We start from the raw sequence: 24,696 nt of genomic DNA on the forward strand, positions 1-24,696 counted from the left end.
CGGGATGCGGACGAGTGGGACTACACAGGGCGCTTCAGAGGCCGAGCGGTTCGACGCCGAGCGGCTGGACGCTGAGTGCCAGCGCCTCAAGGGCGTGATCGATCTCGCTCTCGCCGATCGTCAGCGCGGGGCGGAACCTGAGGCCGCGGTCGCCGCACGGCAGGGCGATCACCCGGTGGTCCCGGTACATCCGGCGCAGGACCTCGTCACGGAGGCGGGTGTCCGGCAGGTCGATCGCGCACATCAGACCCCGGCCGCGGGCGTTGGTCACAACGGCGGGGTGCTTGGCGGCCAGGGCTTCGAGGCCGTCGCCGAAGTACTTGCCGCGCCGGACGACGGTGTCGAAGAGCTGCGTACGCTCGATCGTCTCCAGGATCCGGGTGGCGCGGACCATGTCGGCGAGGTTGCCGCCCCACGTCGAGCTGATCCGGGACGGGACCGCGAAGACGTTGTCCGGGACCTCGTCGATCCGGCCGCCGCCCATCACCCCGCAGACCTGGGTCTTCTTGCCGAACGCCACCAGGTCGGGCTCCAGGCCGAGTTGCTGGTACGCCCATGCGGTGCCGGTGATTCCGCAGCCGCTCTGGACCTCGTCGAGGACGAACAGCGCGTCGTGCTCGTGGCAGAGCCGCCGCATCGCCTGGAGGAAACCGGCGCTGAGATGGTTGTCGCCGCCTTCGCCCTGGACGGGCTCGGCGATGAAGCAGGCGATCATGCCGCCCGCGGTACGGAATGCCGCCTCGGCGGCCTCCAGCGCCTGCCGCTCGGCTTCCCGGTTGGCGGCGGCGTGTTCGGCGAGCGGGTGCTGAAGGGCGGGGGACGGGATCCGGGGCCAGGGGAGCTTGGGGTAGCGGGCGGTCTTTGCCGGCTCGGTGTTCGTCAGCGACATGGTGTAGCCGCTGCGACCGTGGAACGAGCGCTCCAGGTGCAGGACTTGGAGACCGTCGACGGCCCGCTCGTCCAGGCCCAGCTTCTGTGCCTTCCAGTCGAGGGCCGCCTTGAGAGCGTTCTCCACGGCCAGCGCCCCGCCGTCCACGAAGAACAGACGCGGCAGCCGCGGGTCACCGAGCACCCGGGCGAAGGTCCTGACGAACCTGGCGTACGGAACCGAATAGAGGTCGGGGTTCGACGGCTTGTTCACGGCCGCCACGGCCAGCTCGCGCATGAATGCGGGGTCGTCGACAATGCAGGACGGATTAATGCCGAGCGGCGCCGAGGAAAAGAAGGAAAAGAGATCGAGATAGCGGTTCCCCGTAATGGCGTCGACCAGCCAGGAACCCGAACTGGCGGAAAAATCAAGGACGATGTCATAGCCGTCCACAAGCATATGGGGCTCAAGCGCGCGATGCACGTCCTGAGCGTTCAGTGCTCCCGCTTCTGAAAGGCCTCGGTCAGGACAGTGTTCTTGTTCACCCATGCTGCCATTCTGCCCCGGGCTGCTCTTGAGGTCCTCTTCCGGCTCTCTCGGAGTTCTCTTCCGGGATTTCCGGCAACGGCAGGAAAGCACCTGTTCGAAATCGCGCGCCGGCTGCTACGGTGCTTCACGTTCGTCGCGTTCCCCCTGCCCGAGCGGTGACGAGAGGAGCAGTACGTGTTGGACACGACGGTACCGACGTTCCACCTGGCCGAGCTTCAGGAGGGGCTCCACCAGGACGAGTTCCGCAGCTGCCTGAAGAACAAGGGTGTTTTCTATCTGACGGGCAGCAGTCTGTCGGAGGCCGACCAGAAATCCGCCAAGGATGTCGTCGTCGATTTCTTCGAGCACGGTACGGAGGAGGCGAAGCGGGCCGTCACATCCCCGGTTCCCACCATCCGCCGTGGATTCACCGGGCTGGAGTCGGAGAGCACCGCGCAGATCACCAACACCGGCACCTACTCCGACTATTCGATGTGCTACTCGATGGGGACCGCGGACAATGTATTCCCCACCGAGGACTTCGAACGGATCTGGACGCACTACTTCGACCGTATGTATGACGCCACCCGAGAAGCGGCGAGGCAAGTGCTGAAGGCGACCGGGACTGAGCCGGAAGGCGGTGTCGAGTCGTTCGTCAACTGTGAACCGCTGCTGAGATTCCGGTATTTCCCGGAGGTCCCGGCGCATCGCAGCGCCGAGGAAGAGCCGCTGCGGATGGCGCCGCATTACGACTTGTCGACGGTGACGGTGATTCAGCAGACTCCGTGCCCGAACGGCTTTGTGAGTCTTCAGTGCGAGGTCGGCGGTACTTTTGTGGACCTGCCGGCCAAACCGGATGCGGTGCTTGTCTTCTGCGGAGCCGTGGCGACCCTGGTGACCGGTGGCCAGGTGAAGGCCCCGAAGCATCATGTCGCGGCGCCGGGCCGGGACCGGATCGCGGGCAGCAGCCGTACATCCAGTGTCTTCTTCCTGCGCCCCGACTCGGACTTCACCTTCTCGGTCCCGCTGGCCAGACAGTGCGGATTCGACATCAGCCTGGACGGCGACACCGCCACCTTCAAGGACTGGATCCAGGGCAACTACGTCAATATCCGCCGGAAGTCCGAGGCATAGGCAGTCCAGGACACAGGCAGTCCTGGGCACAGGCGGTCCGAGCACAGTTCCGGGGCAAGGTTTCCAGGCACAGAAAGGGCGCCGCCATGGGCACAGCAGGAGTCAGCGGTACCGACGGCATACGCGGCAGGGCGGAGACGGCCCTGACACGCTGCGGAGTCGAAATCGCCGCGTTCAAGGGCGACGCGATCACCGCCCGTACGCCCATCACCGGCGCCGCCCTGTTCGGCCTGCGCGCCGACACCCCGGCGGACGTGGACCAGGCGGTTGAGAGCGCGTACACCGCGTTCCGTACGTGGCGGACCACCCCGGCGCCGGTGCGCGGCGCGCTGGTCAAGCGGTTCGGCGAGCTGCTCGCCGAGCATCAGCGGGAGGTCGCCGATCTGGTCACCATCGAGGCCGGCAAGATCCGCTCCGAGGCGCTCGGCGAAGTGCGCGAGATGATCGACATCTGCGACTTCGCGGTGGGTCTGTCCCGGCAGCTCTACGGCCGCACCATGCCTTCCGAACGCCCCGGCCACCGGCTGATGGAGACCTGGCACCCGCTGGGCGTGGTCGGTGTGATCAGCGCCTTCAACTTTCCGGTGGCCGTGTGGGCGTGGAACACCGCGGTGGCGCTGGTCTGCGGTGACACCGTGGTGTGGAAGCCGTCGGAACTGACCCCGCTGACCGCCCTCGCCTGCTCCGCCCTGCTCGACCGCGCCATCGCCGAGACCGGCGCCCCGGCCAGGCTCAGCCAGGTCGTCCTCGGCGGGGCCGGGACCGGTGAGCGCCTCGTCGACTCACCGCGGGTGCCGCTGATCAGCGCGACCGGCTCGACCCGGATGGGCCGCGCGGTGGGTCCCCGGGTGGCCGCCCGGTTCGGACGCAGCATCCTGGAGCTGGGCGGGAACAACGCCGCCGTGGTGACCCCGTCCGCCGACCTCGAACTCACCGTCAACGCGGCCCTGTTCGCCGCCGTGGGCACGGCGGGCCAGCGGTGTACGACGCTCCGCAGGCTGATCGTGCACGAGGACATCGCGGACACCGTCGTCGAGCGGCTCACCGCCGCGTACCGCCGGCTCCCGATCGGCGACCCGTTCCAGGACACCACCCTGGTCGGGCCGCTCGTCGACGAGACCGCCCACACCAGGATGCAGGTCTCCCTCGACCGCGCGACCGCGGAAGGCGGCACCCTGATCACCGGCGGCGAACGGCAGCTCACCGAGGCGGCACCGGGCGCGTACTACGTCCGGCCGGCGCTCGTACGGATGCCCGCGCAGACCGCCGTCGTACGCGAGGAGACCTTCGCGCCGGTCCTGTACGTCCTGACCTACCGGGACTTCGACGAGGCGGTCCACCTGCACAACGACGTACCGCAGGGGCTGTCGTCCGGGATCTTCACCACCGACCAGAGCGAGGCGGAACGGTTCCTCGCCGCCGACGGCGCGGACTGCGGCATCGTCAACGTCAATATCGGCACCTCGGGCGCGGAGATCGGCGGCGCGTTCGGCGGGGAGAAGGAGACCGGCGGCGGGCGCGAGTCCGGCTCCGACGCCTGGCGGGCGTATATGCGCCGGGCGACCAACACGGTGAACTACTCCGGACATGTGGCACTGGCCCAGGGCGTGAGTTTCTCCCCCACGCCGTAGCACGGCCGCTGGAGCGCGGATCCGGTGGAGCGCGGATCCGGTGGAGCGCGGATCCGCCGGAGAGCGCGGCGCCGGGAGCCGACCGTCGACTGTCGACTGGGGGAGTCATGCAGGGGAGATCCGCTGCCACGACGGCCCTGGCCCTGGCATGTACGGCACACTTCCTGGTCCTGTTCGACGTCTCCGTGATGACCGTCGCGCTGCCGTCGGTCCAGACGGATCTCGGGTTCGCCCCGGAGGATCTGCAATGGGTCGTCAGCGGCTACACACTGGCGTTCGCGGGGCTGTTGCTGCTGGGCGGAAGGCTGGCCGATCTCTACGGACACCGGCGGGTGTTCATCGGCGGGCTCGCGGTGTTCACCGGCGCCAGTGTGATCGGCGGGCTCGCGACCACCCCGGCCATGCTGATCGCGGCACGGGCCGCGCAGGGGATCGGCGCGGCCGTGCTCGCCCCGCTGGCCCTGACCCTGCTGACCACGACCTTTCCCGAAGGTCCCGCGCGCACCAGGGCGTTGACGGTCTGGACGGCGGTGAGCCTGGCCGGCGGGGCATCGGGCAATCTGCTCGGCGGTGTGCTGACCGAGTATCTGTCCTGGCGTTCCGTCCTGCTGATCAACGTACCGATCGGGGTTCCGGCGATGCTGTTCGCCGCCCGGGTGCTCGCCCGGCGCGGCGCGCCTCCGCGGCGGGTACGGCTCGACCTGCCCGGCGCCGTACTGGCCACGGCCGCGCTGACCCTGCTCACCTTCGCCGTCTCCCAGGCCCACACGTACGCCTGGACCGACCGCGGCACCGCTCTGCCGCTGCTCGGCGGGACCGCCGCCCTGGCCGCGTTCGTGGTCGTCGAGACAAGATTCGCCCGGGCCCCCCTGATACCGCCGCGGCTGTTCGGGCTGCCGGGGATCGGCTGGGGCAATCTGGCGATGGTGCTGGCCGGGGCGAGCCAGGTTCCGCTGTGGTACTTCCTGACCCTGACCATGCAGGATGTGCTGCACTACAGCGCCGCGCAGACGGGCCTCGCGTTCGTGCCGCACGCGGTGGTGATGCTTCTGGTCGGGTTGCGTCTCATTCCCTGGCTGATGCGGCATGTGCAGGCCAGGGTTCTGATCGCCACCGGGGCGCTGATCTCCGCGGCCGGTTTCTGGTGGCAGAGCGGTGTCACGCCGGACAGCGGCTACCTCACCGGTATCCTCGGCCCGGCCGTGACGATCTCGTTCGGCGGCGGACTGCTCAGCACCCCGCTGACCACCACCGTCACCGCGGGCGTCATGTCCGCCGACGCGGGCGCGGCCTCCGGGCTCATGAACACCTCACGGCAGTTCGGCGGCGCGTTCGGCCTCGCCGTGGTGCTCACCCTCACCGCGACCGCCACCCCTGATACGCCGACCACGCCCGCCGCACTGGCCGGCAGTTATGGGCACGCGTTCCAGGCCATCGCCGTGATTCTGCTCGCCCTGGCCGCGCTCACCCCCGTACTGCCCGCCCTGCGTGACTCTCAACACGCCACTCGGCGCTGACAGATGCCTTGTCCGCGGCCGCCGTTGGTGCGATCGCGACCGATGCGCAGGAGATAATCGACTGCACGGCCGACGGTGGCAGCGGGAGCAGGGTGAAGATCGATAGGGTCGGCGTCGGGCGCGAGGTTCTGTCGCCGGACAGGGCCTGGCCTCGTACCGCCCGGCGGGGTGCCGATGGCCGCGACGAGCGGCCGTACGTCTGGTTCGTGTCCCGCGCCGGGCACAGCGACGGCTCCGACGGCTCCGACGGCCCGCCGGGAGCCCCGGTCGCCGAGGCGCTCACGGAAGCGGTACGGGAGCACCGACGCCCGCGCCGGACCGAAGCATCCGGCATCAGGACACGCGACGCCGCCGGTTCGGGCACAAAGCGGCGTCGCGGCACATGAAGGAGACATCAATGGCGGACCGATCCCCCGACACACTCGATCAGAACAGCGAGCCGAGAGAGCCGAGAGAACCGTCCGAGAAGAAGGCGTCGCCGCCGAAGGGCGCCGCGGAAAAACAGCCGGAGCCCGGAGCGGCCGACCGCGCGGCAGCGCCGGAGCCCGCGGCGGCAGCCGGGTTATCGGGGGCCAAGTCCCCGGCCTCCGGCCCCTCCAAGGTGTCGCCGACGAGCGCCGTTCCCGACAAGGCCGCGGGTACGGTCGACCGCCCCCGGACAGCGGCCGGCGGCGCGGCCGAGGCGCCCGGGACACCGAAGCGCGAGGACCGCGAAGCCGCTCGCAAGCCCTCCGCCGCGACGCAATCCTCCAAGCCTTCCGGCAACACGGGATCGCCCAAGCCTTCCGGTGAGGCGGAATCCTCCAAGCCCTCCGGCAAGCCGGAATCCCCGGACAGCACCCAGGAACTCATAACACCGACCGTCACACTCCGGATCATCCCGCCGGCCGCGCCCACCCCGGCCGCCAAGCCCACTCCGGCCGCCAAGCCCACCGCGCCCGCCAAGCCCGCCGCGCCCGCCGCGCCCAGCCCCAAAGCGCCCCCGTCCCCCGCGCCCGCCCCGTCCCCCGCGCCTGCTCCCAAGACGCCCGACCGCCCCGCCGGTCCGGACGTCGACACCAGCGAATTCGTAGCCCTGAAGCCGGCCGACGCGCCCCGGGTCCAGTCCGCCGAGCAGGACGTACGTCCCCCGCTCGACCTGCTCGCGCAGCTGACCAACACCCCCGCGCCGCCGCCGTCCCCGGCCCGCACCCTGGTGCGCAGGCTCAAGATCTGGACGCCGCTCGTTGTACTCCTCGGGCTGGTCTTCCTTTCCGTACAGATGTTCCGCCCGCTCCCCGACCCGGCGCTCGACCTCGGTGAGACCCCGCCCACCTTCACTGTCGGAGGCGACAGCCTCACCATCCCCTGGCCCGAGCAGGGGCAGGCCGCCGTCACGGTCGTGGGTTCGGGCAGTGTCGGGACGTCCGGCGAGCAGAAGCCCGTACCGACCGCGAGCATCGCCAAGATCATGACGGCCTATGTGATCCTTCGCGAGCACCCGCTCAAGAAGGACGAGAAGGGTCCCCTGATCGAGGTAGACGCCCAGACCGTGGAGGACGGCAAGTCCGAGGACGAGTCGCGTATCGAGGGGCTTGAGGAGGGCCAGACGTTCAGCCAGCAGGACATGCTCAAGATGCTGATGATCCCGTCGGGCAACAACATCGGCCGACTGCTGGCCCGTTGGGACACCGGGTCCCAGGACGAGACGGCGTTCGTCACGAAGATGAACGACGCGGCCAAGGCCCTCGGCATGAAGAACACCACCTACACCGACCCCAGCGGGCTGGACAAGGAGACCGTCAGCACCGCCGTGGACCAGCTCAAACTGGCCGAGGCGGTCATGGAGTTCGACGCCTTCCGCGCGATCGTCGCCCTGCCCAACGCCGACATCCCCGGCCATGGGCGCATCTACAACAACAACGACCGCCTGATCATGGCCGGACTGAGCGTCAGGGGCATCAAGACCGGCTCCAACACACCGGCCGGAGGCACACTGTCCTGGGCGGCCTACAAGACCGTGGACGGCGAGGACCGGCTGATCCTCGGCACGATGATGGACCAGCACGCCCCTGCCCCCGACCCCAACGGCGCCAACAGCCTTGTCCTGGTGCAGGACAACAGCAAGAAGGTCATCGAGGCGGTACGTACGGCTCTGACCTCCGCGGTCGCGATCAGCGAGGGCCAGGTCGTCGGGTATGTCGACAACGGTCTCGGCGGCCGGACAGCGGTCGTGGCCACCGAGGACCTCACCGCGGTCGGCGTCCCCGGCCAGAAGCTGAAGCTCAGCTTCAGCGACGGCGGCACCATCTCCCTTACGGCGAAGGCCGGGACGGTGGTCAGCGAGCTGACCGTGGGTACTGGCCCCGGCGCGCGGAAGATACCGGTGGCCCTCAAGGCCGACCTCCCCGAGCCGTCCTTCGGCGCGAAGCTGACCCGGCTGTAGGTCCTGGGGACGCACGCAAGCACGCACGTACGTACGGTCCGGGGCTCACGCGAAAGCGGGCCCCGGACCACGGGACGGCCCCGGACCACTGCGGCCCGGCCAGTCGCCCCAGCCGTGCGGCCAAGCCGTCCTAGCCGTGCGGCGTGATCTTCGGCAGACCCTTCTGCGGCTCCGGCAGCAGCGCCTTCCGCCGGTCGATCGTGCCGTCCTCGGAGATCCCGTACAGCGCGTTGTAGATCTTGCGCACGGCCGGCGCCGACGCTCCCGAGCCCGTACCGCCCTGGGAGATCGTCATCACGATCGTGTACTCCTCGGTGTACGTGGCGAACCACGAGGTAGTCTGCTTGCCGTACACCTCGGCCGTACTCGTCTTGGCGTGCATCGGGATCTCGTCCTGCGGCCAGCCCGCGAACCGCCAGTCGGCCGTGCCGCGCGTGGCGACCCCCGCCAGCGCCTCGTCGATCTCGTCGCGCGTCTTCTTCGTCATGGGCAGTTCGCCGTGCGACTCGGGCTCGATCTCCCGTACGTTCCTGCCGTCGGCGCTGACGACCGCCTTGCCGACGGAGGGCGTGTAGAGAGTGCCGCCGTTCGAGATGGCCGCGTAGATCGTGGCCATCTGGATGGGGGTGACGAGGGTGTCGCCCTGCCCGATGGAGTAGTTGACGGAGTCACCGGCGCGCAGCCGGTTGCCTTCCAGGCAGTTCTCGTACGCGATCCGCTCGGTGTAACTGCCGTTCTTCTTCCCCTGCGCGCACCAGGTGTCCTTGTTGGCCTCCCAGTACTCCTGCTTCCACTGGCGGTCCGGGACCCGGCCGCCGACCTCGTCCGGCAGATCGATTCCGGTGGGTTTGCCGAGGCCGAACTGATGGGCCGTCTTGTAGAACCAGTCGTCGGCGTCCTTCTTCGGTGTGACACCGCCGTCCTTGAGCCACTCCTCGTGCGCCAGCCGGTAGAACACGGTGTCGCAGGAGACTTCCAGCGCCCGGCCGAGGCTGATCGGGCCGTACGCCCTGGCCTCGAAGTTCCCGAAGGCCCGGCCGCCGATGGTGTACGAGCTGGAGCAGTCGTACGGTCCGTCGAACGAATAGCCCGCGTTGACCGCGGCCGTGGTCGGGATGACCTTGAAGATCGAGCCGGGCGCCGACTGGCCCTGGGTCGCGCGGTTCAGCAGCGGGTTGTTGGCGGCCTCGCCGGTGAGCTGCTCGTAGTCCTCGGCGGAGATTCCGCCGACCCAGGCGTTCGGGTCGTACGACGGGTTGGACGCCATGGCGACGACACGGCCGGTCTTCGACTCCATGACCACGACCGCGCCGGAGTCCGCCTTGTAGTACTCGTCGGTGTTACGGTCCCACTCCTTGCGGGCGTCCTTCATCGCCTCGTTCAGTTCGTACTCGGCGACGCGCTGGACGCGGGAGTCGATGCTGGTGACGAGATGCGAGCCGGGCTCGGCCGGTTCGCTCTCGCTCTCGCCGAGGACCCGGCCGAGATTGTCGACCTCGTAGCGGGTGACACCGGCCCTGCCGCGCAGCTCCTTGTCGTACTGGCGCTCCAGACCACTCCGTCCCACCTGGTCGGAGCGGAGATACGGCGAGTCGGTGTCCTGGGCGCGCCGGACCTCCTCGTCGGTGACGGGCGAGAGATAGCCGAGCACCTGCGCGGTCTCGGCCCCGCCCGGGCCGGGGTAGCGGCGCACGGCCGCCGGCTCGGTGACGATGCCGGGGAAGTCCTCGGCGCGCTCGCGTATCTGGAGGGCCTGCTGGGCGGTGGCCTCGTCGGTGATCAGGATCGGCTGGTACGGCGAGCCGTTCCAGCACGGCTGCGGTGTCTCGGCGTCACACAGCCGGACCTTGTCCATGACGTCCTTGGGCTTCATGGAAAGGACGCCGGCGAGCCGGGTGAGGACCGCCTTGCCGTCGTCCTCCATCGTCAGCAGCTCGGTGCGGGAGGCGGAGACGACGAGCCGGGTCTCGTTGTCGGCGAGCGGCACTCCGCGCGCGTCCAGGATCGAGCCGCGTACGGCCGGCTGGACGACCCGCTGCACATGGTTGCCGGACGCCTCCTCGGCGTAGGCGTCGCTCTCGCGGATCTGGATGTACCACAGCCGGCCGCCGAGGGTGAGAAGCAGCGAGACGACAAGTGTCTGGATGACGACGAGCCGGAGCTGGACCCGTGGGGTCCGGCCCGTCTCCGGAATATTGCTCACACGCTGTCCCCTGCCGTGCCGTCGCCGAAATGGATATCAACTAAGCTGCCGCGTATGGTGCTTTACCCTACGCCCCGCGCCCGAATAACTCTGTTGGCTCCGTCACAAAGACAGTTGACTCCGTCACAACAGCAAGCAGCCATGGATGACCGCCAGTTGACGGTATGCATTCCGGCCACTGGAGAGAGTGCGATATGAACAGGCCGCTGAGGCACATAGCCGTCTTCTGCGGACTTCTGATGCTCGCGCTGCTGATCCGGGCCAACTGGCTCCAGTATGTGAAGGCCGAGGAACTCGCCAACGACGACAAGAATCGACGCGTACAGATCAAACAGTTCGCGGTACCGCGTGGTGACATCGTCGTGGGCGGCGCGTCGGTCACCGGCTCGGCGGAGGTCGACGGCGCGGAATTCAAGTTCAAGCGCACCTACAAGAACGGCCCCATGTACGCGCCGGTCACCGGATACGCCTCGCAGACCATGGGCATGTCCCTGCTGGAGAAGACGTACGACAGCGTGCTCAGCGGCCAGGACGACCGGCTCGCGTTCCAGCGCTTCTCGGACATCATCACCGGAAAGGAACGGCGCGGCGGAGATGTGATCACCACCATCGATCCCAAGGCGCAGGAGGCCGGGTACAAGGGACTCACCGATCTCGGTGCCCGTGGCTCGGTCGTGGCGCTCGACCCGCGTACGGGCAAGGTGCTCGCCCTTGTCTCGACCCCTTCGTACGACCCCGGGTCCTTCGCCGGGAACACCTTCAAGGAAGGCGACACGTTCCAGGCGCTCGACGACAACAAGGGCAAGCCGCTGGCCAATCGCGCGCTGCGCGAGATTTTCCCGCCCGGCTCCACCTTCAAGATCCTCACCGCGGCAGCGGCGCTGGAGCACGGTGTGGTGACGGACATCGACGCCGCTTCGGACGCGGTGTCGCCGTACCCCCTGCCGCAGTCGACCAACGAGATCGGCAGCGAGGCCGGTAACGCGGTCTGCAACAAGGCGTCGCTGAAGACCGCCATGCAGTACTCCTGCAACAACGTCTTCCTCGACGCGGCGGTCAAGCTGGGGCAGGACAGGATGCGCGAGACGGCCGAGAAGTTCGGCTTCAACAAGGACGTCTACTCGGATGTCTTCGGTGACCTGCGGGCCACCGCGAGCCTGTATCCGCAGGACCTGGACAAGCCCGGTACGGCGCTGACCGGTATGGGCCAGGGCAGTCTCACCAGCACCCCGATGCAGATGGCCATGGTGACCGCCGCGCTGGTCAACGACGGCAAGCTGATGCAGCCGTACATCGTCGACGAGCTGCGGTCCCCGGATCTGAGCACCCTGGAGAAGAACGAGCCCCGGGTCATGAGCGAGCCCGTCTCCTCCGCCACGGCCGGGAGGGTGCGGGAGATGATGGAGCACACCGCCAAGGAGGGCAGCGCCCAGAAGGCCCTGATCGACGGCATCACGGTGGGCGGCAAGACCGGGACGGCGCAGCGCGGTGTGGATGTGAACGAGCAGGTCCCGTACGGCTGGTTCGTCTCGTACGGCAAGAAGTCCGACGGCGCGTCCGTCGCCGTGGCCGTCTTCATCGATCCCACCGACATGGATATCTCGCGCGAGGACATCTCGGGCGGCAGCCTGGGCGGCCCCATCGCGCGGAATGTGATGAAGGCCGTTCTGGAGCAGTGAGCCGGACGCGATGAGACATGAGCCGGACGCGACGGGATGAGGACCGGGCTCGACGGGATCGAGCCAATTCAATCCGGTTCCCTCCCGAAAGAAGGCCACTCGGGAGGGAATTCCTCCAGTGGTCTAGTCCGGCCTTAGCGGCAGAGAGTCGCGGAGAGCGAATGATTCACGCCAACCTTGTCTCATAGGTTCATCCCCAGAACCCCCCTTTATTCTCCCTTTACCTGCGCCTTCGGCCGGCTGCCCTTCTTATCCGTTGTTCCGGTTTTCGCTCCCGCGTCGTCCCGAACGCCGTACGCGGGGGAGCGGCGGAAGAGCAGACACGCATAACCTGGGCCTCATGATGCATTCCGACAGCTATGGCGATAACTCGCCGTACCCCAGGCGCCGATCCCCCGGCCGGACGGTCGTCTCGGCGGTCACCGTGCTGGCCGTGACCGCGGGGATCGGTTACTGGGGTTACGTCAGCCTGGTTGCCGGTGAGGACGCGGACCCGCAGGTGGTGGCCGCGACGGAGGAGTTCGAGAAGTTCCTCGCCGCGTGGGAGGCGAGTGACGCCCGGCGGGCCGGTCTGCTGACGGACACCCCGGCCAACGCCGAGTCATTGATCAAATCCCTGATGACAAACCTCAAACCGTCCAGGACCGAGATCAGCGCCCGTACCGGCGAGCGGAAAACGGAAGGGGAAGTGGAAATTCCCTTTTCCGTGAAGATGGCCGTTCCCGGTGCCGGTGACTACGGGTGGGACTCCAAGGCGAAGGTCGTCCGGAGCGGGGAGAAATGGAAGGTCGAATTCCATACGGAGACGACCCATCCGGATCTGGTTCCCGGGCAGACCCTCGCCCTCCAGACACGGGACCGCGCCGCCGTCCTCGACAGGAACGGTGACGAACTGCGGTCCGCCTCCCTCGTCGGCATGGTCGACGAGGGGACCGGCAAGGGGATCTCGGGTCTTGAGGCGCGCTACGACAAACAGCTCGCGGGACCGGGCCCGTCGAGGGCGGTCGTGGTCGTGGACCGCCAGTCCCTCCGCGTGGTGAAGAAGCTCACCGGCCGGGGGAGCGAGGGCAGGCCGGTCCGTACGACCATCGATCCGGCGGTCCAGGAAGCCGCCGCCGACGCCCTGACCGGGCTGGAGAAGACCGCGGCGATCGTCGCCGTCGACCCGTCCAGCGGCCATGTCCTGGCCGCGGCGAACAGGCCCTCCGGCATGAACCGCGCGCTGGAGGGCCGCTATCCGCCCGGTTCCACCTTCAAGGTGGTGACGGCCGCGGCCCTGCTGAAACAGGGGATGAAGCCGTCGGACCGCGCGGACTGCCCGAAGTTCGCCGAGGTCAACGGGCAACGCTTCGAGAACCAGGACCAGTTCGTCCTGCCCGCGGGGTCGACCTTCCGGGACAGCTTCGCCCGCTCCTGCAACACCTTCTTCGTCAACTCCCGCGCCAGGCTGTCCGAGTCGGCCCTGCACGACACCGCGCAGGAGTTCGGCATCGGCGGCACCTGGGACGTGGGCACCGCCACGTACGACGGCAGCGTCCCGGTCGCCACCAGCGACAACGACAAGGCCGCCGCCACCATCGGGCAGGCCAGGGTGCAGGCCTCGCCGCTGGTGATGGCCTCGATCGCGGCCACGGTGAAGGCGGGCGCCTTCCAGCAGCCCGTCCTGGTGCCCGACGCCGTGAAGAAGCGGTACGAGGCGCCTGCCCGGCTGGACGCCGGAGTCGTCGAGGCGCTGCGCGGCATGATGCGCGCGACCGTCACCGAGGGGGCCGGCCGGGCGCTCCAGGGCATCCCCGGCGAGCCGCACGCGAAGACGGGCACGGCCGAGTTCGGTACGGAGAGCCCTCCGCGTACGCACGCCTGGATGATCGGCTACCAGGGGGACCGGAACCTCGCGTGGGCGGTCCTGCTGGAGGACGGCGGGTCGGGCGGCTCCGACGCGGGTCCCGTCGCGGCGAAGTTCCTGGAGAACCTCCTCGGGTCCTGATCCGACGGCGGCGCCGGGACTCCCGTACCGCCCACTGCCCCCGACTGCCGGTCCTCGACCGCACGTTCCTCCGACTCGCGCCGGCACCGGCGCCGCGCCCCCACCGGGGCGCCAGGCGTGACATGACCGGCGCGACCGCACACAAGCACGGATGCCGACAGGGAATATGCCGATGCCATGTCCGCCCCACAAGGGCGAGGGCGTGGTTCATTCACAAGGGGATCAGCCATGGACACCTGGAACGACGTGACGATCAGGCTTCTCGGCCCGGTGACTCCGGTGAAGGACGCCGTGCCGATACCCATCAGAGGGCAGCGGCAGCGGAGATTCCTCGCTTCCCTGGCGCTGCGGCCGGGGCAGTTCACCTCGAAGGAAGCGATCATCGAGGACTCGTGGGACGGCGAGCCGCCCCCGACCGTCTCCGGGCAGCTCCAGACCTCGGCCTGGATGATCCGTACCGCCCTGGTGCAGGCAGGGCTCGCCCGCGACGCCCTCGGCTCGCACGACCACGGCTACGAGCTGCGGGTGCCGCCGCAGTGCATCGATCTGTTCGTGTTCCGGGAGGCGGTACGTGTCGTACGGGACCTGTACGCGCGCGGACAGCACCGGGAGGCGTCCGAGCGGCTCGACGCGGCGCTGGCCCTGTGGAAAGGACCGGCCTTCGCCGATGTCACCTCCAGCAGACTGCGGCTGAAGGGGGAGACCCTGGAGGAGGAGCGGCGGGCTGCGGTCGAACTGCGGGCCCTGATCGACATCGGTCTCGGGCGCTACAACGACGCGATCGCCAGGCTGTCGGAACTGGTCGAGCGCGACCCCTTCCGCGAGGACCTGTACGTCTGCCTCATGAAGGCCTACTACGCCGAGGGCCGCCAGGCCGACGCGATCCAGGTCTTCCACCGGGCGAAGGACATCCTGCGCGAGCAGATCGGGATCAGCCCGGGGGAGCGGATGACACGCGTGATGCAGGCGATCCTCCGCCAGGACGAGAACGCCCTGCGCGCCGGCACCCCGCGCGAGGTGACGGTGCCCGCAGGGGCGGAGCCGCAGGTGCTTTCCCCGTACGGGAGCGACGCGGCGGGGCGCAGACGATGTCGTCCCAGCGCCTGAGGGCCGCGCTCGTGTCCGGCACCGGTGTCCGGCGCGCTCAGCTCTCCTCGTACAGCAGCTCCTTGAGCGCTTCCGCCAGGCGGTCGATCTCGGATTCGGTGGTGTAGAAGTTCACCGAGACCCGGAGCAGCGGTCCGTCCGGGCGCTCGGACACCGCTGCCTCGATCCGGAAGCGCTCCCAGAGCCGTTGGCGCAGTGTCCCGGCTCCGGATTTCCCGGGCAGCCGGAACGCGACCATTCCGCCGGACAGCGCCGCCGGTTCGGGGGTGGCGGGCTCCAGCCCCTGCCAGCCGATGAGGCGTTGGCGGGCGTAGTCCGCGAGTTCGCGTCGGCGCGTACGGATCCGGTCGTGTCCCAACTCCGCCTGGAAATCGATCGATTCCGGTATCGCGAGCCAGGGGCAGAGGTCCCGCGTCCCCTCGCATTCCAGTCTGCGCAGCCGGGGCGTGCTGCCGAACCGGTCGCGTCCGTCCGGCGGCCCGCTGCCCGGCGGGGGCTCGTACGCCCAGCTCACCTGCGTGGGCCGGAGAGTGTCCTTGTGCCGTGCGTCGAAGTGCAGGAAGCCGACGCCGGTGGGCGCGAGGAGCCACTTGTGGCCGCTTCCCGCGTAGAAGTCGTACGGGATGTCCGCCAGGCCGAGACCGATGAACGCGGGGGCGTGCGCGCCGTCCACCACGGTCACGATCCCGCGCCGACGGGCCTGTTCGCACAACTCCCTGGCGGGCAGGACCAGTCCGGTCGTCGCCGTGACATGGCTGAAGGACAGCAGCCGGGTCCGCGGGCTCATCGCGGTGACGGCGGCGTCGACGATCTCACCGGGATGGGCGGGCAGAGCCGGCAGCCGGAACGTCCTCAGCTCCAGGCCCAGCCGCCGCGCCATTCGCTCCCAGCACCAGCGCATCGGCGTGTACTCGTGGTCGGTCAGCAGGATCTCGCCCGGCGCGGCCAGGTTCAGCGAGGACGCCACCAGATTGACGGCCCCGGTCACATTGGTGGTGAGGACCAGGCGGTACGGGTCGGCCCCCAGGAAGCCGGCCAGGCGCTCCCGTGCGGTCCACAACAGCGGGGGAACCTCACGCAGCAGGAAGTCCATGGGCGCGTGGGCGAGACGGGTACGCAGACCGGTGACGCGTTCGAAGGTGGAGCGCGGCAACGGTCCGCCGGAACCGGTGTTGAGATTGACGGCGGTGGGGTCGAGCAGCATTCGGCCGCGGGCTTCGTCCCAGTCGGCAACGGCCATGTCGTGATCTCCCGGGAATTCGGAAAGAGAAAAGGGGACCCGCCGGCATTCGGTCGACGTGAGGCACAGTAGCAGCCGCCGTACGATCCCGGACAGATGCTTTTCTGCCGTCGCGGGAAATCCGTGAAGCACATCGCGGAGAACAACACGAAGAGAACCCAGAGAGAGCCGGAAGAGCACCTCAAGAGCAGTGCGGGGCAGAATGGCCGTGCAGCTTTTGGACCGGCTAGGGAGAGCGCAGTGGACGAGTACTCTCGTGAAGACTTCCTGGATTTGAACATATTCCGAGGGGTCGGAGAAGATCCGGTCTATCATCCTCCGGTCCTTGACGGACGGCCGCGGGACTGGCCGCTCGACGAGTGGGCCGAGGCGCCTCGCGATCTCGGGTTCGCGGACTTCGCCCGCTACCAGTGGCGGGGCCTGCGGATGCTCAAGGACCCGGATACGCAGGCGGCTTACCACGATCTGCTGTGGGAGGTGCGGCCACGGACCATCGTCGAGCTGGGCGTGTACAGCGGTGGCTCGCTGGTCTGGTTCCGTGATCTGACCCGGCTCATGGGGATCGACTGCGAAGTCATCGGGATCGACAGGGATCTGTCGCGGTGCCAGATCCCGCCCGCCGAGAAGTCGAACATCTCTCTTTACGAAGCCGACTGCGCCGCGCTGGAAACATTTGAGCCGCTCCGCGACGCGGCCCATCCGCTGGTCTTCATCGACGACGCGCACAGCAATACGTTCAACATCATGAAATGGGCGGTCGACCACCTTCTGGAACAGGGCGACTATTTCATTATCGAGGACATGATTCCCTACTGGCACCGGTACAGCCCCAAGCTACTGGCCGAGTACCTCGCGGCTTTCCGCGATGAGCTGACCATGGACATGGTGTACGCCAATGCCAGCCCGCAATTGGACCGCGGCGTCTTCCGGCGGTCGGCGACGAAGGAGTAGGCGTACGGCATGGCGACCGTATCGAGTCTCCTGTACTACAGCGCACCGCTCACACCGGCCGGCCGGGACGACGACTGGTGCATCGACGCCCTGTCCCGGCCGCCCGAGGTGCTCTTCAACTTCCGTAAGGTCGCTACCGAGACGGTCATCACCGACTTGCGCGAGGGCGCGGTCCTGCCGGAACTCGACGGCATGGGGTTCGAAAGGGTCGTGTCGCCCACGCGGGTGGACCAGCGGGCCCTGGTGGAGAGTTCCGAAGCGTCCCTCGATCTGTACCGGCATGAGACGGCGGAACTGCTGCGCTCGCTCACCGGCGCGGACAACGTGCGGTTCTTTGACGCCACCGTGAGGCGGGAGGACGCGGGCGCTCCCCACGACGCCTCGCACCAGTCGCCGCATCTGCGCGTACATGTCGATCAGAGCCCGAAGAGCGCCCGGGCCCGCGCCGCGGACCACACCGGGCCGGGGCGTCCGTTCCGCAGATTCCAGATCATCAATATCTGGCGACCGCTGACCGGGCCCGTACGCAATTTCCCGCTCGCCCTGTGCGACTACCGGTCGCTCGATCCCGCTGCCGATCTGGTGCCGACCCGGCTGCATTTTCCGGCATGGCTCAAGGACCGCGAGAACTACTCCGTGAGACACAACCCCGGCCACCGCTGGTACTACTGGGGGTCGCTCTCGCCCGAAGAAGTGATCCTTTTCAAGTGTTACGACAGTGCGAGCCGCGGCCTGGCCCTCGCCGGCGAGGGCGCGGAGCGCGGGGAACGCGACGACCTGACCGATGTGGCCGGTCTCTGCCCGCACACGGCCTTCTTCGACGAGAAAGGGCCTGCCACCGGGCATCTGCGGACTTCTCTGGAAATGCGCGCCGTACTTTTTTATGGCTGACCGCCGAGCAGGAAAGCCGCACCGGAGAGCCGGATCATAAAAGCCGATCAGAAAGCCGAGAGGGAGCGGGTGACATGGCGGACACGACGGTACCGGTCTTCAGCCTCACCGAATTGCGGAAGGGCGCCGACCAGGAGAAGTTCCGCAGGTGTGTGACGGAGATGGGGGTCTTCTATCTCACCGACTACGGTGTGCGGGAGAAGGACCACCGGCTGGCCGCGGACACGGCGATGGACTTCTTCGAGCACGGCACCCCGGAGGAGAAGGAGGCCGTGACCACCAAGATCCCGACCATGCGCCGCGGTTACTCCGCCCTGGAAGCGGAAAGCACGGCCCAGGTGACCAACACCGGGACGTACACCGACTATTCGATGTCGTACTCGATGGGCGTCTCGGGTAATCTCTTCCCCTCGCAGCGGTTCGAGACGGTCTGGACGGACCACTTCACGAGCCTTTACGCCGCGGCGCGGGAAGCCGCGCGGGTCGTCCTGAACGCGACCGGGACGTACGACGCCGGGGACATGGAAACGCTGCTGGACTGCGATCCCGTACTGCGGCTGCGCTACTTCCCCGAGGTCCCCGAGCACCGCGCCGCCGAGCGGGAGCCGCGGCGGATGGCGCCGCACTACGACCTGTCCATCATCACCCTGATCCACCAGACCCCGTGCGCCAACGGCTTTGTGAGCCTCCAGGCCGAGATCGGCGGCACGATGGTGGACCTGCCGGCCGTGCCGGACGCCGTCATCGTGCTCTGCGGCGCCATCGCCCCGCTGGCCACCCAGGGCGCGGTGCCCGCACCCCAGCATCATGTCAGGGCCCCGGGCGCCGGGATGCGGGAGGGCAGCGACCGTATGTCGAGCGTCTTCTTCCTGCGCCCCTCGACCGACTTCACGTTCTCGGTGCCGAAGGCCCGGACGTACGGACTCGATGTCAGCCTCGACGCCGAGACCGCGACCTTCGGGGAATGGATCGGGACCAACTACATCACGATGCACGCGACCACGGAGTCGTAGGCGCCGTCGCCGATACCGGAACCCGATCACACCCGGCCATCGACGATGGCCCCATGCGTGGGAAGGACAGGAATGCTCGTCGTTGCGTTGAAGCCGGGTCATGACGGCGCGGTCGCCGCGATAGACAATCGGCGGTTGCTCTACTCGCTCGAATCGGAGAAGGACTCACGCCCGCGGTACACGCCCCTGCTGCCGACGACCATCCTGGACATCGCGGAGCGACTCGACGCGATACCGGACGTGGTGGCACTCGGCGGCTGGAGCGATCTGCGCCCGACACGGATCTCGTACACCGGCGCCGGATACGAGGGCACGCACGAGCCCACCGTCACCACTTCACGCTTCTTCGGCAAAGACGTCCGGTTCTTCACTTCGACGCACGAGAGATCGCATATCTACATGGCGCTGGGAATGGCCCCGCGCGATTCCAGCCCCGTACGGACCGTCCTTGTCTGGGAGGGCGACGTCGGCGCCTTCTATCTTGTCGACGCCGGCCAGCGGATCATCCGTACGGTACCGGTCATGACGGCTCCCGGTGCCCGCTACTCCTTTCTCTTCGGGCTCGCCGACCCGACCTTCCCCGACTCCGGAGGGAAACCGCGTCTCAACGACGCCGGAAAGCTGATGGCCCTGGCGGCATTCGGAGACGCGTGCGAGGCGAGCCCCGATATCAAGCATGTCGTCGAGCGGATCCTGAAGCAGGACTCCATGTACCCGGCGCCCAAGGACGAGTATCGGGACTCTGTCCTCTACAACGCGGGCGTCGAGTCGGACGAGTGCAAGACCGCCGCGGCGCTGCTGACCGAGCGCCTCTTCGAGACATTCGCCCAGGTCGCACGCGAACACATGCCGGAAGGCAGCCCGCTCTACATTTCCGGGGGCTGCGGGCTGAACTGCGACTGGAACAGCCAATGGGCCGAACTCGGCCATTTCTCCTCGGTCTTCGTCGCTCCGTGCACCAATGACTCCGGCTCGGCGCTGGGCACCGCCATCGACGCGCTCTCGACCTTCACCGGCGATCCTCATATCGAGTGGAGCGTGTACAGCGGACTCGATTTCGTCAGCGACACCCGGCCCGATCCCGCCCGCTGGCGCTCCCGTCCACTCGACCATGACGTCCTGGCGGGGGCGCTGGCCACCGGCCGGATCGTGGCGTGGGTGCAGGGCCGGTGGGAGATCGGGCCGCGCGCGCTGGGCAACCGGTCCATCCTGGCCGAGCCGTTCGGCGCGGGCACCCGAGACCGGCTCAACGCCATCAAGCAGCGCGAGGACTACCGGCCCATCGCGCCGTGCGCCCGGGTCGAGGACCTGGGCAAGGCATTCCACCAGGACTTCGAGGACCCGTACATGCTGTATTTCCGGCATGTACGGGAGTCCAGCGGCCTGCGCGCCGTGACGCATGTGGACGGTTCGACCCGGGTCCAGACCGTACGGGATTCGGGCAACCCTCAATTGCACCGGCTGCTTTCGGCGTTCGCCGCCGAGCGGGGGATCGGCGTCCTGTGCAACACATCGCTGAACTTCAACGGAGAAGGGTTCATCAACCGGATGTCCGATCTCGTGCTCTACTGCGAGTCGCGAGGAATCCAGGACATGGTTGTGGGCGACACCTGGTACCAGCGGATCGAGGGTTCCTGACAGGAGTTCCTCAGGCGAGGGTCTCCACGGCGTATGCGGCGGCCTCGGCGATAAGGGCCTGATCGTATTCGGCGTTTTTGCCGGCCTTGGTGGACATGACCGCGATGACGAGGGGCGGCGCGGACTTCGGCGGCCACACGACGGCCATGTCGTTGAGCGTGCCGTAACTGCCGGTCCCGGTCTTGTCGGCCACGGTCCAGCCCCGCGGCACCCCGGCCCGGATGCGTTCGGCGCCGGTGGTGTTGCGTTCCAGCAGATCACGGAGAAAGGCGCGCTTGTCGCCCGGGAGGGCGTTCCCCAGCACCATTTTCTGGTAGTTGGTGCCGAATGCCCGGGGGGATGTCGTGTCGCGGGGATCCCCCGGGATGGCTTCCGAGATCGCCGGCTCGGTGCGGTTTATCCGCGTCACCGAGTCGCCCAAGGTCCGTGTGTACGCCGTGAGCCCGGCCGGACCGCCGATGTCGCGGAGCAGCAGATTGCCGGCCGTACCGTCGCTGTAGCGGACCGCGGCATCACACAGTTGACGGATCGTCATCCCATTCGCCACATTCTGCGAGGTGATGGGGGCGTGCTTCATCAGGTCGTCATCGGTGTACCTGATGACGGTATCCAGATGCGACAGCGGGTTGTGATGCAGAACCGCCGCCGCCGCCACTCCCTTGAATGTCGAGCAGAACGCGAATCGTTCATCTGCCCGATGGGCAATTCCTTCGCCGGTGCCAGTGGCGAGGGCATATACCCCCAGGCGCGCGTCGAACTTCCGTTCAAGCTCGATCAGTCGGTCGTGGCGGCGATTCGGCACAGCGGCGGAGGCGGCGGAAGGAGCGGAGCGGGCGGAGGGCGCGGAAGCGGGCGACGAGGGACGGGAATCGGGCGTCGAGTCCTTCGTACATCCGGCCAGTGGCAAAAGCGCCGCCGCCCCCAGGAAAGCGCGGCGGTTGATGCTCGGCCGGTTGACGCCAGGTCGGTTGATGCCCGGTCGGGATAATTTCATATTCGTCCTTCCGCTGGTGGGTTTGCGAGGACAGCAAGCCCATGGCGAAAGATACCCAAAGCGTGCGGCCCGGAAGGCCGCGTGGTGCGGGGGTGTCGTGGTGTGCGGGCGCCACGTGCGCCTTCATCGGGCCTTCCGCGGAGCGCCCCCGTCCGTTTTTGTCCCGGTCCCCGTGCGTGGCTGGGATGGCCTCCGGTACAGCGCCAACCTGCTAGGGGACATCATGGACGGTCAGGACAGAAAGCACCCGCGTGGAGCCCGGCGGACCGTGCGGACACGAGCCGCGCTGGCGGCGGCCGTCGCGCTGGTGGGGGTCAATACGCTGACCGTCTCCGGGGCGGCACAGGCCGTCGCGGTCTCCGCCCCCGCCTCGGCTCATGCCCCCGTTCCGGCCTCCGCCTTCCAGCACGTGCAGTGGAAGACGGACACCGTGGCGCCCGGCATCCAGGTGCGCAGCGGTGTCCTCCAGAACAAGGGTGCCGCACCGGTCTGGACGGTCACGGTCCAGGCCCCGGCCGTCAACCGGCTGACCGGCGCCGCCACTTGGGCCCCGCTCGGCGACCGCGCCTGGGCCGGCACCACCGAGGAGAAGCTCCGCGCCGCCGGGTTCGAGCCGCGTGCCGAGCGGGTCGTCTGGGACGAGTACGCCGACACACCGCGCGGCACGATGGGCTGGCAGGTACGGGTCGGCTCGTACGCCACCCAGGCCGAGGCCCAGAGCGCCAACCAGGCGGTCGCGGCGGGCGGTTTCCGTACGGCCGTGGAGTGGACCGGTTACGACGGCCGCCAGGTGGCCGACCGGGAGAGCATCCATGTCGCGGTCATCGACCCGGCCCGGTTCCGCGGCACGGTGGCGAGCACCCACGACGGCAATGTCGCGGACCGCGAGACGACCTCCTCCGTCGCCGTGCAGAACGGTTCGCTGCTGGCCGTCAACGGCGGCTTCTTCATCACCTCCGACGCGGACGGCGTCCAGGGCACGGTGGCCGGTATCTCCGCGTACGACGGCGAGCTGGAGTCGATGGCCGTCGGCTCCCGTGCCGCGCTGGTCATGGCGGACGGCGGGCGCCACCCCCGTATCACCGATCTGTCCACCACGGTCACCGCGCGGGCCAAGTCCTCCTCGTACGCGGTGCAGGGCATCAACCGGCTCCCCGGAAAGGTGCGCAACTGCGGCCGCCCCGGCGCCGTCCCCACCGAACTGGCCCGCCACGACACGACCTGCACCCTGCCCGACGACCTGGTGAAGTTCACGCCGAGGTTCGGTGCCGCCCTGCCCCAGGGCGCCGGCACCCAGGTCGTGCTGGACTCCAAGGACCGTGTGGTCTCCACCGGTTCGCGCGGCGGTACGGTCCCGGCCGGCGGCTCCGTACTCCAGGGCATCGGCGGCGCGGCCGACTGGCTGACGGCCCATGCCCGCGAGGGCGAGCGGATCTCCGTGCAGGAGGTCATCCGCGACTCCGCCGGACGGCAGATCAAGCTCGGCGCCCACGACAGCATCGTCAGCGCCGCCCCGACGCTGGTGCAGAACGGCCGGATCGCCATCGACGCCGCCACGGAGGGCACGCTCGACCCGCTGGACCTCTCCTTCGGCTTCGCCTGGTCGAACGTACGCCAGCCCCGCACCATGGCCGGTATCGACGGCCGCGGACGGCTGCTCCTGGTCACGGTCGACGGACGCCAGCCGGGTGTCAGCGAGGGCTTCACCCTCGGGGAGGCCGCGCGCTTCATGCGCTCCCTGGGCGCGAAGCAGGCACTGAACCTGGACGGCGGCGGCTCCAGCGCGATGGTGGTCGGCGGCAAGCTGGTCAACATCACCTCGGACGCGACGGGCGAGCGCGCGGTCGGCGACACGATCCAGGTCCTCCCGGCCCGCAGAGGCTGACCGGACCTGGACCGGCTGCCGATTGGTCCTCAAGCGCCGGACGGGCTCAGCAGCCCGTCCGGCGTGGTGTGCCAGTCCGCCACCGCCGCGCTCATGGCCTCGACCGCATCGCGCGTGCGCGCCGGGTCCGTTCGTACCGTGCGGCTGAACTCCACATGGATGAAGGGGACTTCGGCGTCCGCCGCCAGGCGGCCCTGCTTGTTGGTGCGGCCCGCCAGCGGGCAGTTGGCGGTCCAGGCGCGGCAGACCCGGAAGCCGGCGGTCTTCAGGGCGCGGGCCAGGGTGATGGCCTGAGGGCGGGCCTGGTCGCCGGCGCCGGTGGAGACGACCGCCTCGTGGGACGGGGATGTGGTGTCGGCGAAGCCGTGGATCTGGATGCCGGGCAGACGGCGGGCGACGAGTTCCGCGCAGACCGCGTGGAAGACGGTGTCGGTACGGTGCGCCATGTCGGCGGCGTTGCCCTCGCCCGCCGTGCGGTGGGCGCCCGCGATGACGAGCACCCCGCCGGGGGTGGTGCGCAGGACGCCGGCGCCGAGGGTCTCGCTGTAGGCGTCGGCCACGGGGTGCGGCACCTGTACGGAGAAACGCGCGGGCCCGTCGAGCGGGATGTACACCCGGCCCCAGCCGCGCGTGTCCTCGCCCGCGCGGTCGGCGATCTCCGCGAACCGGCGGCCCCGCTCGCTGTCCCGGAGGATCCGTACGCCGAAGTCGACCTCGGCGAGCCTGCGTTCGGCCTCGGCCCGCCTGCCGTCGAGATAGAGCGCGACCCCGGACGCGACGGTCTCGCGCTCGGCGCGGTTCGGCGGCCGGAAGCCGGCGTCGGCGACGGTGTCCTTGGCGAAGTCCGCGATGCGCCGGCCCAGATCGAGTTCGGTGCCGGAACCCGAGGCGGGCGGGGAAGGGCTGCCGGAGTGCCGGTCCCAGAGCGGAGTGACGATCACCACAGCGGCCACTATCAACGCTCCGACCAGCAGGCTTGCCGTGATTGTTATCTTCACGGTCGAA

18 protein-coding genes are annotated in these 24,696 nt (G+C 68.7%); 13 read left to right on the plus strand and 5 right to left on the minus strand.

The genetic code is table 11. From position 1 onward, the window contains the following. Nucleotides 1–34: 34 nt before the first annotated feature. On the minus strand, nt 35–1,417 hold the full coding sequence (gene lat, locus ACFU9P_RS14210; RefSeq protein ID WP_384080163.1) for an L-lysine 6-transaminase: 1,383 nt from the start codon (nt 1,415–1,417) through the stop codon (nt 35–37). 174 nt (nt 1,418–1,591) lie between these two features. Between lat and ACFU9P_RS14215 the strand changes: the two genes are divergently transcribed. The 5 genes from ACFU9P_RS14215 to ACFU9P_RS14235 all read left to right on the plus strand — a co-directional run bounded on the left by ACFU9P_RS14215 (nt 1,592) and on the right by ACFU9P_RS14235 (nt 8,103). Continuing rightward, nucleotides 1,592–2,530, plus strand: coding sequence for a 2OG-Fe(II) oxygenase family protein (locus ACFU9P_RS14215; protein WP_384080166.1), 939 nt, complete (start codon nt 1,592–1,594; stop codon nt 2,528–2,530). Between the two features lie 86 nt (nt 2,531–2,616). After that, nucleotides 2,617–4,161 carry an aldehyde dehydrogenase family protein gene (locus ACFU9P_RS14220; RefSeq protein ID WP_384080169.1) on the plus strand — a complete coding sequence of 515 codons (1,545 nt, stop codon included), beginning with the start codon at nt 2,617–2,619 and terminating at the stop codon, nt 4,159–4,161. 107 nt (nt 4,162–4,268) lie between these two features. After that, nucleotides 4,269–5,678 carry an MFS transporter gene (locus ACFU9P_RS14225; RefSeq protein ID WP_384080172.1) on the plus strand — a complete coding sequence of 470 codons (1,410 nt, stop codon included), beginning with the start codon at nt 4,269–4,271 and terminating at the stop codon, nt 5,676–5,678. 92 nt (nt 5,679–5,770) lie between these two features. After that, a complete protein-coding gene (locus ACFU9P_RS14230) occupies nt 5,771–6,064 on the plus strand; it encodes a hypothetical protein (RefSeq protein ID WP_384080175.1) in 294 nt (97 codons plus the stop codon). 11 nt (nt 6,065–6,075) lie between these two features. Further along, nucleotides 6,076–8,103, plus strand: coding sequence for a D-alanyl-D-alanine carboxypeptidase (locus ACFU9P_RS14235; RefSeq protein WP_384080178.1), 2,028 nt, complete (start codon nt 6,076–6,078; stop codon nt 8,101–8,103). 130 nt (nt 8,104–8,233) lie between these two features. Here the strand turns inward: ACFU9P_RS14235 and mrdA are convergent, their stop codons facing one another. After that, nucleotides 8,234–10,306 (minus strand): penicillin-binding protein 2, encoded by a 2,073-nt coding sequence (mrdA, locus tag ACFU9P_RS14240; RefSeq protein ID WP_384080181.1) that lies wholly within the window; start codon nt 10,304–10,306, stop codon nt 8,234–8,236. A 194-nt stretch (nt 10,307–10,500) separates the two neighbouring features. Between mrdA and ACFU9P_RS14245 the strand changes: the two genes are divergently transcribed. The 3 genes from ACFU9P_RS14245 to ACFU9P_RS14255 all read left to right on the plus strand — a co-directional run bounded on the left by ACFU9P_RS14245 (nt 10,501) and on the right by ACFU9P_RS14255 (nt 15,079). Continuing rightward, nucleotides 10,501–11,985 (plus strand): peptidoglycan D,D-transpeptidase FtsI family protein, encoded by a 1,485-nt coding sequence (locus tag ACFU9P_RS14245; RefSeq protein WP_384080183.1) that lies wholly within the window; start codon nt 10,501–10,503, stop codon nt 11,983–11,985. A 340-nt stretch (nt 11,986–12,325) separates the two neighbouring features. After that, complete coding sequence (locus ACFU9P_RS14250) at nt 12,326–13,972, plus strand: penicillin-binding transpeptidase domain-containing protein (RefSeq protein WP_376382154.1); 1,647 nt, start codon at nt 12,326–12,328, stop codon at nt 13,970–13,972. Between the two features lie 228 nt (nt 13,973–14,200). Continuing rightward, nucleotides 14,201–15,079, plus strand: a complete 879-nt coding sequence (locus tag ACFU9P_RS14255) for a BTAD domain-containing putative transcriptional regulator (protein WP_384080188.1) — start codon at nt 14,201–14,203, stop codon at nt 15,077–15,079. Between the two features lie 37 nt (nt 15,080–15,116). Here the strand turns inward: ACFU9P_RS14255 and ACFU9P_RS14260 are convergent, their stop codons facing one another. Beyond that, nucleotides 15,117–16,319: an aminotransferase class V-fold PLP-dependent enzyme gene (locus tag ACFU9P_RS14260; RefSeq protein ID WP_384080191.1), complete on the minus strand. Its 1,203-nt coding sequence runs from the start codon at nt 16,317–16,319 to the stop codon at nt 15,117–15,119. 240 nt (nt 16,320–16,559) lie between these two features. On the opposite strand from ACFU9P_RS14260, the gene ACFU9P_RS14265 reads away from it, so the two are divergent. The 4 genes from ACFU9P_RS14265 (at nt 16,560) to cmcH (ending at nt 20,812) form a co-directional block, all read left to right on the plus strand. Continuing rightward, nucleotides 16,560–17,270 (plus strand): CmcI family methyltransferase, encoded by a 711-nt coding sequence (locus ACFU9P_RS14265; RefSeq protein WP_384080194.1) that lies wholly within the window; start codon nt 16,560–16,562, stop codon nt 17,268–17,270. Nucleotides 17,271–17,279: 9 nt separating this feature from the next. Then, the gene (locus ACFU9P_RS14270; protein ID WP_384080197.1) at nt 17,280–18,161 is read left to right on the plus strand and encodes a CmcJ/NvfI family oxidoreductase; all 882 of its coding nucleotides are present in this window, start codon (nt 17,280–17,282) and stop codon (nt 18,159–18,161) included. 74 nt (nt 18,162–18,235) lie between these two features. Continuing rightward, entirely contained in the window at nt 18,236–19,174 is a 939-nt protein-coding gene (locus ACFU9P_RS14275; protein WP_384080200.1) for a 2OG-Fe(II) oxygenase family protein, read from the plus strand. 72 nt (nt 19,175–19,246) lie between these two features. Then, nucleotides 19,247–20,812, plus strand: a complete 1,566-nt coding sequence (cmcH, locus tag ACFU9P_RS14280; RefSeq protein WP_384080203.1) for a 3'-hydroxymethylcephem-O-carbamoyltransferase — start codon at nt 19,247–19,249, stop codon at nt 20,810–20,812. Nucleotides 20,813–20,822: 10 nt separating this feature from the next. Here cmcH and bla read toward each other — a convergent pair whose 3' ends face one another. Continuing rightward, entirely contained in the window at nt 20,823–21,806 is a 984-nt protein-coding gene (bla, locus tag ACFU9P_RS14285; protein ID WP_384080206.1) for a class A beta-lactamase, read from the minus strand. A gap of 268 nt (nt 21,807–22,074) precedes the next feature. Between bla and ACFU9P_RS14290 the strand changes: the two genes are divergently transcribed. Next, a complete protein-coding gene (locus ACFU9P_RS14290; RefSeq protein WP_384080209.1) occupies nt 22,075–23,691 on the plus strand; it encodes a phosphodiester glycosidase family protein in 1,617 nt (538 codons plus the stop codon). 29 nt (nt 23,692–23,720) lie between these two features. Here the strand turns inward: ACFU9P_RS14290 and ACFU9P_RS14295 are convergent, their stop codons facing one another. Then, a complete protein-coding gene (locus tag ACFU9P_RS14295; RefSeq protein ID WP_384080212.1) occupies nt 23,721–24,689 on the minus strand; it encodes a hypothetical protein in 969 nt (322 codons plus the stop codon). Nucleotides 24,690–24,696: the final 7 nt, after the last annotated feature.

The organism is Streptomyces sp. NPDC057617 (assembly GCF_042800555.1).
Lineage (GTDB): Bacteria > Actinomycetota > Actinomycetes > Streptomycetales > Streptomycetaceae > Streptomyces.